Below are 12,735 nucleotides of genomic sequence, written 5' to 3'. Positions count from 1 at the left end.
GGCCTCATCCCGTCAGGGAATGGGGCCATTTGCGCGATTCGAACCCGGGCCTACGCGTCGCGCGAGCGCCAGAGCAGCCAGACGAAGTACGGGGCTCCGATCAGCGCCACCACGAGTCCAGCGGGAAGTTGCGCGGGGGCGATGACGGTGCGCCCGATCGTGTCCGCGACCCCCACCAACAGACCTCCCAGCAGCACGGCGACGGGAATCACCCTGGCGTGCGTGGCCCCGACGAGCGCTCGTGCCGCGTGCGGGGCGACGAGTCCCACGAAGCCGATCACGCCGATCGCGGTCACGCTGAGCGCTGCGAGCACCGCCGCCACGACCAGCAGCGTCAGACGCACGGGCTCGAGGCGGATGCCGACGAGCCTCGGGGTGTCCTCATCGAGGGCCAGCACGTCGAGCTCGCGACGGCTCATCACCACGAACGGCAGCGCGATCGCCAGCACGATCGCGAGGGGCAGCACCTGATCCCACACCCGGCCGTACGTCGTGCCCGAAAGCCAGGTGTAGATCTTCGGGGTGTCCCAGGGATTCGACCGCAGCAGGAAGAACGTCGTGAGCGAGACCGAGAAGTACGAGACACCGATGCCGATCAGCAGGAACCGGTCGGCGTTCAACCCGCCGCGCCACGACAGCAGATAGACGAGGGCGAAGGCCAGCAGCGCCCCGGTGACGGCGCCTGCGATCATGCCGGCAGTGGACGAGACGGCGCTCGTGATGACGAGCACGGCACCGAGTCCGGCACCGCCCGTGACACCGAGGATGCTCGGGTCGGCCAGCGGGTTCCGACTCACTCCCTGGATGATGGTGCCGGACAGCGCGAGCGCCCCACCGGCGACGACCGCCGCCACGATGCGCGGCGCGCGTTCGTCCAACGCGAAGGCGATCACCGGCGGCGCCTCGCCCTGCAGCCACAGCGCGATGTCGCCGGTCAGCAGCCATGTGTGCCCGGCGAGCAGGCCGAGGAGCAGCACCCCGACCACCCCGAGCACCACGACGGCCAGGGCGATGCGGAACCGCAGCCGGCTGCGCACTCCGAACCGCACCCGCGGAGGCTCCCGTGTGGGACCGGCGTCGCGCAGACGCCGTGCCATGAGCACCAGCACGATCGCTCCGAGGAGTGTCGTCGCGACTCCGGTCGGGATGAGGATCGCCGCCTCGGCCCCGATGATCGCTCGCAGCAGAGCATCCGAGAGGATCACGACGATCGCGCCGAGCAACCCGGCGGCGGGGATCAAGAGCAGGTGGCGGTTCAGGCTCGGCACGACGCGCGACAGCAGGCGGGCGAGCACGGGCGCGCACAGTCCGACGAAACCCATCGGCCCCGCGAGCGTCACCGACACCGCGGTGAGCGTGACGGCGAGCAGGATGCCGACGGCCCGGGTCGAGCGGATCGGCACGCCCAGCGACGATGCCGTGTCGTCGCCGAGCGCCAGGATGTCGAGCCGCCGCGCCAGCAACAGCGCCGCCCCGGTCACCACGACCACGACCGGGGCCGCCTGGAGGAACGCGGTCAGGCCGAGCTGGGACAGGCTGCCGCTTCCCCACGCGAGCAGACCCTTCGTCTCCTCGTCGAACAGGATGAGCAGGGTCGAGGTGCAGGCCTGGAACGCGAGGGCGAGGGCCGTCCCCGCGAGGATCAGCCGCGTGGTGGACGAGCCCGCACCGCCGGCGAGTCCGAGCACGATCCCCGCGGCGAAGAGGCCGCCGGCGAACGCGACGGCGCCCGACGCCCACACCGGCACCGCGATGCCGAACGCCGCGAGCGCCGTGACCGCGAGGTACGAGCCGGCTGTCACGCCCAGGGTGTCCGGCGAGGCCAGGGCGTTGCGAGCGAGCGACTGGAGGAGGATGCCCGCCACGCCCAGCGCCACGCCCACGGCGATGCCCGCGGCCAGGCGCGGCACCCGCGACCCCCACAGCACGTCCGGGTCGGCGAAGACGGCACCGCTCGTGCCCTGGGTGAGATGCCAGCAGGCCACCGCGAAGAGCACCACGGCGAGGGCCACGAGAGCCCCGATGCCCGTGAGCAGAGCGTGCGGTCGGCGTCCCTCCGCCTCGTCGAGCGCGACGACGGGCACCGGATGCGCCGGCTTCGTCGTCGCCGCCGCGTCATCGAGGCGAAGGGCTCCCGTCACTTCGAGAGCACCTCGACGTAGCCGTCGATGATCTGCTGGGTCGAGCGCGGTCCGCCGAACGTCCAGATCCCGGCAGGGAACGCGGTGAGGCGGTCATCGGCGACGGCGGGCAGCGAGGTCCAGGCCGGGTTGCCCTGCAGAGCGTCGATGAAGCTCTCCGACTCGGGGTCCTCCGTGCCCGTGTAGAACAGGCTGGCGTCGCCGACCGTGGTCATGCCTTCGACATCGGTCTGTCCGAGGCCGTAGGTGGGGTCGACCTCGCCGGTCCACGCGTTCTCGAGACCGAGCTTCTCGCCGATCTCACCCACCAGCGAGCCCTGGCCGAACGGGCGCAGAGCGACGTTGCCACCGTCGACCCAGCCGTCGAAGAACACGAACTCCTTCGTGGGCAGATCCAGATCGGCGAGTTCGGCCGAGGCCGCGTCGAGGTGCTCCTGGAACTCGTCGGCGACCACCGCAGCGCGCTCTTCGCGTCCGGTCACCTGGGCGATGAGGTCGAGCGTTCCGAGCATCTTCGCGATGGGGTCGGCGGCATCCGCACCGACGGTCGCGAGCACCGGCACGTCGTAGGCCTCGAGCTGGGAGACGATGGGGTCGTCCGCGGCGCTGACCTCGACGATCACGAGGTCGGGCTCGGTTCCGAACAGCGTCTCCAGGTTCGGCTCCTGCCGGGTGCCGACGTCGGTCACGCCCTCCGGGAGCTCTTCCGCGGTGACCCACGTGCTGTATCCCTCGGCGTCGGCGACCGCGACCGGCGTGATGCACAGCGACAGCGCATCCTCGATCTGCTGCCACTCCAGCACCGCGATCCGCTCGGCGGGCTTGTCGAGCTCGACCGTGCGACCGAGGTCGTCCGTGACGGAGACGGCACCGGTCGAAGTCGCGGTGGTGTCGTCGCCGCAGCCCGCACTCGTCGAGCCCGAGGCGTCGGGGTCGGCGGCGGTGGGAGCCTGGGTCGTTCCGCAGCCGGCGAGGGCCATCACGAGCACGCCACCGAGGGCGATCAGGGCGAGGGGCTTCTTCTTCATTCGGTTCTTCCTCCGGGAGGTGTGAGGGGGTTCAGGATGCCGCGGGGGTGCGGTGCCGGCGGTGGTGCCGACCGCGCGGGAGCACCCGCACGAGGCCGGTCTCCTCATCGATCTCGGTGTCGATGCGCAGGCCGTAGACGGCGGAGAGGTTCTCGCCGGTCAGCACCTCGGCGGGGGTGCCGGCCGCGTGCACTCGCCCCGCGTGCAGAAGAACGACGTCGTCGGCGACAGATGCCGCGTGGTCGAGGTCGTGCAGCACGACACCGAGGGCGGTGCCGTGGTCGTCGGCGAGCTCGCGCACCAGGTCGAGCGTCTCCACCTGATAGCGCAGGTCGAGGTGGTTCGTCGGCTCGTCGAGCAGCAGCACGCCGGTCTCCTGCGCCAGCGCGGTCGCCAGCCACACGCGCTGCAGTTCGCCGCCCGAGAGCTGGTCGACGGGACGGGCAGCCATGCCGGTGAGTCCGGTCAGCTCGAGCGCCCGCGCGACGGCGGTGCGGTCGGCGTCGCTGACACCGGAGAAGCGACCCCGGTGCGGGTGACGGCCGTACGCCACGACGTCGGAGACCTCAATGCCGGAGGGATGCGGCCGCGATTGCGAGAGCATCGCGACAGTCTTCGCGAACTCCTTCGCCGAGAGGGCGGCGGCGTCGCGCGTCTCGTCACCGCCGATGCGCACACTCCCCGCCTCGATGCGGTGCAGGCGGGCGAGCGCGCGCAGGACGGTCGACTTGCCGCTGCCGTTGGGGCCGATGAGAGCCGTCACCCTTCCGGGGGCGAGGCGCAGCGAGACATCGTGCACCACCCGGGCACGACCGTATCCGAGCACGAGGGATTCGCCCTGCAGGGCGTGGGTCCGCGTCATCATGTCAGCCCCGCATCGCGACACCGCGGCGCCAGTAGCCCATGAACGCCACCTGCCCGCGGTCGATGCCGAGGTCCTTCACGAGGTGTCGGCGCAGAGTGGTGACCACGCCGCTCTCCCCCGCGATCCAGAAGTAGCGCTCAGCCGGGGCATCGGCGGCGGCGATCTCCTCACCGAGGCCGGAGTACGCCGGCGTCTCCCACAGCAGGTCCTCGCCGTCGATGTCCTTCACGCGGATCTCGTCCGAGGCGTCGGCGTCGCCGAGGTAGCCGAGGACCGCAGGGATCAGGTGCAGGCCGTGCGGCTCACCGGCGTCGCGCGGCAGCCAGTGCACCTCGACACCGGTCGGTGCATCGATGCGCAGCACGTCGGCCGGAGTCGGCACCTCGATGAACGCGACACCGCGCAGCCCGCGAGGGGCGTCCTCCAGGATGCGGGCGATCGCCGGGGCCGCCGTCTCATCCCCCGCGAGCACGACCGAAGGAGCACGTCCGGGGTGGAACTCGGCACCGCCGTGCGTATCGACGCCGAGGCCGCGACGCGGTCCGACGAGGTACAGCTCCTGCCCGACCGCGGCCTGGTCCGCCCACAGCGACGCGGGGCCGGTCAGACCCGGCTCGAGGTGCAGCACGAAGTCGACGTCGACCTCGGTCCCGGTCTCGTCGTCGACCCGGAGGTCCCGCACCGAGTAGGTGCGCATCGAGCCGCGCTCCTCTTCCGGCACCGCCAGGAACGCCTGCCACCAGTTGTCCGACGCGCGGTCGAGCTCGGGCAGCACCCCGGATGCCGGCGGGAAGACCAGCTTGATGCGGCTGTCGAACACCTCGCCCGGGGTCCCGAACTCGAACAGGTCGTCCCCGCCGAAGGTCACCCGCACGAACGAGGGCGAGACCCGGACCACGGCGCGCACCTCGGCGCGGGTGAGGATGTAGGTCGGACGCTCGGTGGTGGTCGTCTCAGCGGACATGATGCCTCCCGATGGGTGTGACCATCGGCGTACCGGAGACCGGGTCGATGGTAATCTGATTGGCGAGGCCGAAGACCTCTTCGACGAGGTCGGCGGTGACGACCTCCTGCGGGGCTCCCGCTGCATGCACCCTGCCGTCCTTCATGGCGACCAGTTCGTCGGCGTAGCGGGCGGCGAGGTTGAGGTCGTGCAGCACCATGACGATGGTCGTGCCGCGCGACACGCTCAGGTCGGTCAGCAGGTCCAGCACCTCGACCTGGTGCGCGACGTCCAGGAACGTGGTCGGCTCGTCGAGCAGCAGGATGTCCGTCTCCTGCGCGAGAGCCATCGCGATCCAGACGCGCTGCCGCTGTCCGCCCGAGAGCTCGTCCACGCTGCGGTCGGCGAGATCGGAGATGCCGGTCGCATCGAGCGCGTCCGCCACGACCTCGTAATCGTGCGCGCTCCACCGCGCGAGCATCTTCTGGTGCGGGTGTCGCCCTCGGCCGACCAGGTCGGCGACCGCGATCCCCTCGGGCGCGATGGGGGATTGCGGCAGGAGACCGAGGATCCGCGCGACCTCCTTGGTCGGGCGCGAATGCACCGAGGCGCCGTCGAGCACGATCTGCCCCTCGGTCGGCGAGAGCAGGCGGGCCAGCGAGCGCAGCAGCGTCGACTTGCCGCAGCCGTTCGCGCCCACGATCGCGGTGATGCGTCCGGGAGCGATCTGCAGGTCGAGGCCGTCGATGACGGTGCGGTCGCCGTACGCGAGCGTCACCCCCTCGGCCGACAGGCTGTGCGAGACGGTCATAGCGAACCCCCGGAGCGGTTGGTGCGGATGAGCAGATAGATCAGGTACGGCGCGCCGACCACGCCGGTGATGACGCCGACGGGATAGCGGGTGCCGAAGGCGAACTGGCCGATCAGGTCACCGGCGAGCACGAGCACGGCGCCGACGAAGGCCGACGGCAGGAGCAGGTTCGCCCCGGGCCCGGTGATGCGGGCGGCGATGGGTCCCGCCATGAACGCGACGAAGGCGATGGGGCCGGTGGCCGCGGTCGCGAACGCGAGCAGCGCGACCGCGCCGAGGATGAGCAGCAGGCGTGTCGCGTCGACGCGGACACCGAGTCCGGCGGCGGAGTCGTCTCCGAGCCGGAGAGTCCCCAGCGCGCGACCCTGCGACAGCATCAGCGGCACGATGATCACCGCGGCGATCGCCATCGGCAGCACCCGCTCCCAGGACGCGTTGTTGAGGCTTCCCGTCAGCCACTGCATCGCGGTCTGGATGTCCCAGTTCGCCGCGCGGGAGAGCAGGTACGAGATGACGCTCTGCAGCATCGCGGCGACGCCGATGCCGATCAGGATCAAACGGGTGCCGGCGAAGCCGCCCTTGATCGAGAGCAGATAGATCGCCAGGGCCGTGAGCACCGCGCCGGCCAGCGCGAGCGCGGAGACGACCGGACCGTTGACCGACAGCACGATGATGCCGAACACGGCCGCGGCGCCGGCACCGTTCGAGATGCCGATGATGTCGGGCGAGGCGAGCGGATTGCGCAGCATCGTCTGGAAGCAGACGCCCGCCATACCGAACGCGATCCCGGTGAGGACGGCGAGCACCGCCCGCGGCAGTCGCAGGTCGCCGACGGTGAAGGAGGCGCCGGGCACGTTCTCACCGAGGATCACGCGGATCACCTCGTCCGGTGTGTAGAACGTGTTGCCCACCATCAGAGCGATCGCGAAGAGGGCGAAGACCAGGACTCCGAGGACGATCGTGGCCGTCGCGTGGCGACGGTGGCGCGAGCGACGCCCTGCGACGATCCGGGCGATCCGCGCGGATGCGGACTCCTCGTCGCGGGCGAGGGTGTGTTCCGTGTGCTCGGTCGTGGTCACAGCTCACGCACCTTCTGCCGACGGACGATCCAGATGAAGAACGGGGCGCCGATGATGGCGGTGATGATGCCCACCTGGATCTCCTCGGAGGAGGGAGCGATCACGCGACCGACGATGTCGCTCGCCGTCAGGAGTGCGGCACCGGCGATGGCCGAGAACGGGAGCAGCCACCGGTGGTCGGTGCCGACCAGGAGCCGGCACATGTGCGGGATCACGAGGCCGACGAACCCGATGGGTCCGGCGATCGCGGTCGCGGCACCCGCGAGGATCACCGCACCCAGCGCTGAGATCATGCGGGTGCGGAGCACATGTTCGCCGAGTCCCTTCGCCATGTCGTCGCCGAGGGCGAGCGAGTTCATGCCGCGCGCACTCAGGAAGCAGATGAGGGCGCCGAGCGCGAGGACGGGAGCGGTGATCGCGATCCGCGGCCACTCCGCCCCACCGACACCGCCGATCTGCCACGACTGGAACGTCTGCAGCAGGTCGACGCGCGGCAGCATGATCGCGCTGATCAGCGAGGCGAAGGCGGCCGAGGTGGCGGCCCCGGCGAGCGCGAGCTTGAGCGGCGTCGCGCCTCCGCGCCCGAGGGATCCGACGGTGTACACGAAGACGGCGGCGGCACCGGCGCCCACGATCGCGAAGGTCATCTGCCCGTAGGGGTCGGCGAGACCGAAGAACGCGATGCCGCATACCACGGCGAGCGAGGCGCCGTTCGAGACACCGAGGATGCCGGGGTCGGCGATGGGGTTCCGCGTGACCGCCTGCATGGTGGCTCCGGAGAGCGCGAGTGCCGCGCCGACGAGGAGCGCGAGGACCGTACGGGGGATGCGCTTGACGATCGCGGCCTCGGCGATCGTGTCGGTGTGACCGGTGAGGGCGGCGACGATGTCGTCGAACGAGACCGCGCGCACGCCGAAGGCGATCGACATGACGCTGAGCACCAGGAGCACGACCACCCCGAGGAGGAGCCACAGGGTTCGCGCCAGCGCCGGGCGCCGCAGGTCTGCGGCACCCGGCGCGAGGACGGTCGCTGAGGTCACTGAATGCTCATTCCGCGGGAGCGGATCGAACGACTACGACGCCAGCGGGCCGGCCAGGATCGCGAAGTAGTCGCCGAGTCCCCACGGGATCGACAGCGGCGACGGGTTGGCGGAGGCCGCGATCGGCGTGGCGTTGGGCAGGATCGCGATGCGCCCCTCGGCGATGGCCGGGATCTTCGACAGCAGCGGATCGGCCTGCAGAGCAGCGACGGTCGAGTCGTCCCCGTACGTCACGAACAGATCCACATCGTCGAACTTCTGCGCCTCCTCGGCGCTCACCTCGAGGTTGAACAGCTCGGTGTCCTTGTTCTCCTCGACGATCGACGGGAAGGGGAGACCGAGGCTGTGCAGGAATCCGGGTCGCGTGTCGGCCGCGGTGTAGAAGCCGATCGTGCTCAGGTCGCTCGGGTCGAAGTACGCGAAGAGGACCTTCTTGTCCTTCAGGACGCTGTGCTCGTCGAGGGCGGCTTCGGACTCGGCATGCAGCTCTTCGATCAGGGCCTTGCCTTCGTCCTCGAGCCCGAGTGCTTTCGAGTTCATCTCGACCATCTCATCCACCGAGGTGCCCCAGGCGACGTCCGGGTAGGCGACGACCGGCGCGATCTTGGAGAGGGTGTCGTACTCCTCCTGCGTCATGCCGGAGTACGAGGCGAGGATCACGTCGGGCTCGGTGTCGGCCACGGCTTCGTAGTCGATGCCGTCGGTCTCGTCGAACAGGACCGGTGTCTCGGCCCCCATCTCTTCGAGCTTCTCCTCGACCCACGGCAGCACGCCGTTGTCGTCGTCGTCCCCCCAGGTGACCTTGCTCATCCCGACCGGCACGATGCCGAGGGCCAGCGGCACCTCGTGGTTCGCCCAGGCGACGGTCGCGACCCGCTCCGGCTTCTCGGTGATCGTGGTCTCGCCGTAGACGTGCTCGATCGTGACGGGGAAGGCGTCGTCGGAGGCAGGGTTGCCCCCGGCGGAGGACGTCGATTCCGGTGCGGACGAGGCGCAGGCGGAGAGGCCGACGGCGAGCGCGGCGGCTGCGCCGAGGGCGAGGAGACGGGAGGTGCGCACAGGCGTTCCCTTCGATTCGGGGTGGGAGTGTGGCGCAGACCGCGCCCGGCATTGGTAAGCCTCGCCTAATCTAACACGGAGGTTAGGGTGACCTCACCTCCGCTCCGGATTTCGAATGGCGCAACTGATCGTCTTTTTGGGCCCGGATAGAGCCATTCGCGCGATTTCGAAGGCGCCGTGGGTACGAAAAAAACCGGCCGGATCCGTGAGGATCCGACCGGCTTCAGGAAGTCAGCGCGCGCTCAGAGAGCGCGGATGTTCGCCGCCTGCATGCCCTTGGGGCCACGCTCAGCGTCGAATTCGACCTTCTGGTTCTCGCGGAGCTCCTTGAAACCGGAGCCGGCGATAGCCGAGTAGTGGGCGAAGAGGTCGTCCGAGCCGTCATCGGGAGCGATGAAGCCGAAGCCCTTTTCCGCGTTGAACCATTTCACAGTGCCAGTGGCCATGTGTTTCTACTTTCTGTTGACTTAGCCGTTTACACGGCCTACGCCGAGTCGGAACATCCGACACGCGCGCTTTGTCACGCTACCACGGCAGACTGAGCAGCAGCACGGAACGACGGATTCTTCTGCACGAGAGCCGCTTCGGTGCGCGTGTTCACCCCGAGCTTGCGCAGAACCGCGGAGACGTGGACGCTCACCGTCTTCACGCTGATGAACAGACGGTCGCCGATCTGTCGGTTGCTCAGGCCCTCGGCGATGAGCTCGAGCACCTGCCTCTCACGAGCGGTGAGCAGGTCGTCGCTCAGCGGCGCATCGGAGGCGCGAAGACCGGCGTCGGCGCTGAACCGCGAGACCGCCGCCTGGAGCTGCGCATTGCCCAGGGACTCCGCCAACGCGGCGGCCTCACCGAGCACCGACGCTGCAGATGCGCGATCCCCCTCGTGCACCCGCAGGCGAGCGCTCTCGAGGCGGAGTACCGCTCGGAAGATGACCGGGACGTCTTCTCCCTCGGCGCTGCGCAGGGCGGCGTCGAGCGCATCGCCGCGCGGGTCGAGGAGGGCATCGAGGATCGTCGACCACGCATCGTTCTGCAGCGGCACGGGTTGCGCGAGCCAGGCGGCGCGGATGGCATCGGACTCCTCGGTGACATCGGCCCCCTCGGCGCGCAGCTCGGCGATGATCGCCCCGCCCTCCAGCAGCAGCCGACGCTGGTGCAGCAACGCGGGCCGGTCGTCACGCAGCATCTCGAGGATCGCGTCGAGGGCTCCGCGGAGGTTGCCCTCGCTCTCGGCGACCGCGACCGTCATCATGACCCGGTCGTACCAGATCTGACGTTCCGAGCCACCGGTCTCCTCGAAGGCGGGCAGCCACGCCTGCAACAGCTCTGCGGCCTCGGCCGATCTTCCGCGCCAGGCCAGCACCCGCACGCGCGTCATGCTCATGTACATGCGGAACACGCGCAGGGTCCCCTGCACGAAGTCACGCGCCAGCATCTCCTCGACCCGTGCGATCTCTCCGAGTTCGAGCAGGGGGACGACCATGTTCTGCGCCATGATCGACCCCGAGGTGCGCTCGACCCGGAGCTCACGCGCACGCTGCAGGCCCTCTTCTGCGACCTCGACCGCCTCGCGGTAGCGGCCCAGCAACGTGAGCAGGTCGGAGTAGTTCACGCGGTAACGCATCTCGGCGGTCGTCCCCGTCGCGAGCACACGCGCACGCTCGTACTCGCGTACCCCCTCCTCGATGTGTCCCAGATGGGCGAGGGACCCACCGCGCACGTTCGCGGCGATCGACAGCTGATCCGTCGATTCGGCGCCGGCAGCACTGCGCTCGGCCTCGTCCGCGAGCCGGATCGCCTCCTCACGGTCGCCCGCGATCATGCGCCTGCTCGCGAGCTGGTTGAGGAGCTCGGCGCGGAAGACGTCGTCATGCACGTGCTCGTCGGCGATGGCCAGAGCCTGCTGCAGGAGCGGTATCGCTCCCAGACGCCCGAGGTTGACCAGGTACAGCGCCTTGTTGCGCAGCAGCCGCGCGTGCAGCCGCGGGTCGACCGTCTTCGGGTCGACCTCGGCGAGGGCGACGTTCGCGACGGCGAGGGCCCGGTCTCCGTCACCGGCGTTGCGCAGGATCGAACCGAGCACCAGGAGCAGGTCCAGGCGCTCGATGCGCGCTGCGTCGGCCGCGTCGGGCACGAGCGGCCACAGCTCCAGCGCCAGCTCACCGAAGCGGGCCGCGCTCGCGAACGCATACTGTGCCTTCGCCTGCCGCATGGCATCGGCGGCGGCGATGAGAGCCTTCCGATCGTCTTGTGCGAGTTGCCAGTGGTAGGCGAGCGCCGCGGCATCGCTGGTGTCCGACTCCGCGCACTGCGCCTCGAGCGCCTCGGCGTAGGCACGGTGCAGCCGCGCCCGTTCACCGGGGAGCAGGTCGTCGTGCACGGCCTCGCGCAGCAGCGCGTGGCGGAAGCGATAGTCGTCGTCGCCCACGACCAGGATTCCGCTGCGGGTCGCCTCGCGGATCGCGTCATCGAGCCGCTGCTCCGGCAAGCCGACGAGACTCGTGATGAGCGGGTGCGACAACGGACGCTCGGCCCCGGAGACGACCTGCACGACGTGTCGCGCATCGTCGCTCAGCCTGTCGAAGCGGGCGAGCAGCAGGTCACGGAGCCCATCGGGGAGCGGGCCGTTCGTGCATCCGGCGATCTCCTCGATGAAGAAGGGGACGCCCTCCGCCCTCTCCTGCATGCGGTCGAGCGCGCTCTCGGTGAGCGCGCGGCCGGTGATCTGCTCCGCCAGCTCGCGGACGGCGGCGGCGTCGAGCCGGGCAAGGGTCACGCGGTCGAGCAGCCGTGCGCGCGTCGCCTCTCCGATGAACCGACTCACCGCATCGCCGCGCCGCACGTCGTCGCTGCGGCAGCTGAGGAGCAACAGGATGCGGCCGCGACCCAACGCCCGCAGCAGGAAGGAGAGGATGGCGAGCGTCGACTCATCCGCCCAGTGCAGGTCTTCGACCACGAGCACCTGAGGAGCGCGCTCGGCCGCCGCCTCGATGAGGGAGGCGATCGCGTCTCTCAGCCGCTCGGGACTGGTGCGGTCACGATCGGTCGGGGTGTCGACGAGTTCGGGGAGCAGCATGCCGAGGGCCTCCGCCCCCACTCCCACCGAGTCGCGCACCCGGTCGACGCCCATGCGCGTGACGATCGAGCGCAGGATGCCGGTCAACGGACCGTACGGCGTACGCGAGGCACCGAGGTCGAGACACCAGCCCACGTGCACGTCAGCGGTCTGCTCGATCTCGGCGGCGAACTCGCGCAGCAGACGCGACTTGCCGATCCCGGCCTCTCCCTCGACGAGCAGGGCCGCAGGCACGCCGTCGCGCACACCGGCGAACGACCGGCGCACCTCGGTCAGTTCGGCCTCGCGGCCGACCATCGCAGCGCTCGACGGGGAAAGGGGCATGGATTCATCGTCCCACCCCGGACCGACATTCGGCACGGCCTGCAACGCGCGCTTCGCGAGGACGCCGCTCACTGCGCGGGAGCTGCCGCAGCGTCGCACCGAGCGGACGTGGGCGCCGTCGCCGACCGCTGCCAGGCGCTGCCGAACGCGCGGCGCAGGATGCGTCGGACGGCTCCCTCCGGACGCGGCCGGATCTGGTCGGCGTGCTCGATGAGGAAGAGGCGTCGGGCGGCGGCACGCTCCATCTGCTCCTGGTCGTGCCGGGTGAGCTGTTCGCTGAGATACGGGTGCTCGTACATGGGGTTCTCCTCGATGGTTCTGCGTATCCCTAGAGTCCGCTCTGAGGGGGCCCCTCGACATCGGGCAGAT

11 protein-coding genes are annotated in these 12,735 nt (G+C 70.1%); all 11 read right to left on the bottom strand.

The window, feature by feature from the left end; all coding sequences use genetic code 11:
• Nucleotides 1-50: 50 nt before the first annotated feature.
• A complete protein-coding gene (locus E0W80_RS07985) occupies nt 51-2,141 on the bottom strand; it encodes an iron ABC transporter permease (RefSeq protein ID WP_240740479.1) in 2,091 nt (696 codons plus the stop codon).
• The gene (locus E0W80_RS07980) at nt 2,138-3,169 is read right to left on the bottom strand and encodes an iron-siderophore ABC transporter substrate-binding protein (RefSeq protein ID WP_131492017.1); all 1,032 of its coding nucleotides are present in this window, start codon (nt 3,167-3,169) and stop codon (nt 2,138-2,140) included. Before E0W80_RS07980 ends, E0W80_RS07985 begins: the two co-directional genes overlap by 4 nt.
• Before the next feature lie 31 nt (nt 3,170-3,200).
• The gene (locus E0W80_RS07975; RefSeq protein ID WP_131492107.1) at nt 3,201-4,031 is read right to left on the bottom strand and encodes an ABC transporter ATP-binding protein; all 831 of its coding nucleotides are present in this window, start codon (nt 4,029-4,031) and stop codon (nt 3,201-3,203) included.
• A 4-nt stretch (nt 4,032-4,035) separates the two neighbouring features.
• The gene (locus tag E0W80_RS07970) at nt 4,036-4,998 is read right to left on the bottom strand and encodes a siderophore-interacting protein (protein WP_131492016.1); all 963 of its coding nucleotides are present in this window, start codon (nt 4,996-4,998) and stop codon (nt 4,036-4,038) included.
• Nucleotides 4,988-5,788 carry an ABC transporter ATP-binding protein gene (locus E0W80_RS07965; RefSeq protein ID WP_131492015.1) on the bottom strand — a complete coding sequence of 267 codons (801 nt, stop codon included), beginning with the start codon at nt 5,786-5,788 and terminating at the stop codon, nt 4,988-4,990. Before E0W80_RS07965 ends, E0W80_RS07970 begins: the two co-directional genes overlap by 11 nt.
• The gene (locus E0W80_RS07960) at nt 5,785-6,867 is read right to left on the bottom strand and encodes an iron chelate uptake ABC transporter family permease subunit (RefSeq protein ID WP_131492014.1); all 1,083 of its coding nucleotides are present in this window, start codon (nt 6,865-6,867) and stop codon (nt 5,785-5,787) included. Before E0W80_RS07960 ends, E0W80_RS07965 begins: the two co-directional genes overlap by 4 nt.
• Nucleotides 6,864-7,907: an iron ABC transporter permease gene (locus E0W80_RS07955; RefSeq protein ID WP_047523280.1), complete on the bottom strand. Its 1,044-nt coding sequence runs from the start codon at nt 7,905-7,907 to the stop codon at nt 6,864-6,866. The genes E0W80_RS07960 and E0W80_RS07955 overlap by 4 nt, the downstream gene beginning before the upstream one ends.
• A gap of 33 nt (nt 7,908-7,940) precedes the next feature.
• Nucleotides 7,941-8,966: an iron-siderophore ABC transporter substrate-binding protein gene (locus tag E0W80_RS07950; RefSeq protein ID WP_047523281.1), complete on the bottom strand. Its 1,026-nt coding sequence runs from the start codon at nt 8,964-8,966 to the stop codon at nt 7,941-7,943.
• A gap of 242 nt (nt 8,967-9,208) precedes the next feature.
• Entirely contained in the window at nt 9,209-9,412 is a 204-nt protein-coding gene (locus E0W80_RS07945) for a cold-shock protein (RefSeq protein ID WP_017831237.1), read from the bottom strand.
• Nucleotides 9,413-9,486: 74 nt separating this feature from the next.
• Entirely contained in the window at nt 9,487-12,366 is a 2,880-nt protein-coding gene (locus tag E0W80_RS07940) for a helix-turn-helix transcriptional regulator (RefSeq protein WP_165875423.1), read from the bottom strand.
• Nucleotides 12,367-12,434: 68 nt separating this feature from the next.
• Complete coding sequence (locus E0W80_RS19125; RefSeq protein WP_165875422.1) at nt 12,435-12,665, bottom strand: hypothetical protein; 231 nt, start codon at nt 12,663-12,665, stop codon at nt 12,435-12,437.
• Nucleotides 12,666-12,735 lie beyond the last annotated feature (70 nt).

It is taken from the genome of Microbacterium sp. PI-1 (assembly GCF_004337555.1).
In the GTDB taxonomy this organism is placed as follows: Bacteria; Actinomycetota; Actinomycetes; order Actinomycetales; family Microbacteriaceae; genus Microbacterium; species Microbacterium aurugineum.
The sequence above is the reverse complement of the archived record's forward strand: the minus strand, read 5'-3'. Positions and strand labels throughout refer to the sequence as shown.

Bases quoted from the DNA above. Each gene is read 5' to 3' on its own strand.
- E0W80_RS07980 (WP_131492017.1), bottom strand. From the start codon at position 3,169: ATGAAGAAGAAGCCCCTCGCCCTGATCGCCCTCGGTGGCGTGCTCGTG.
- E0W80_RS07975 (WP_131492107.1), bottom strand. From the start codon at position 4,031: ATGACGCGGACCCACGCCCTGCAGGGCGAATCCCTCGTGCTCGGATAC.
- E0W80_RS07970 (WP_131492016.1), bottom strand. From the start codon at position 4,998: ATGTCCGCTGAGACGACCACCACCGAGCGTCCGACCTACATCCTCACC.
- E0W80_RS07965 (WP_131492015.1), bottom strand. From the start codon at position 5,788: ATGACCGTCTCGCACAGCCTGTCGGCCGAGGGGGTGACGCTCGCGTAC.
- E0W80_RS07945 (WP_017831237.1), bottom strand. From the start codon at position 9,412: ATGGCCACTGGCACTGTGAAATGGTTCAACGCGGAAAAGGGCTTCGGC.
- E0W80_RS07940 (WP_165875423.1), bottom strand. From the start codon at position 12,366: ATGCCCCTTTCCCCGTCGAGCGCTGCGATGGTCGGCCGCGAGGCCGAA.
- E0W80_RS19125 (WP_165875422.1), bottom strand. From the start codon at position 12,665: ATGTACGAGCACCCGTATCTCAGCGAACAGCTCACCCGGCACGACCAG.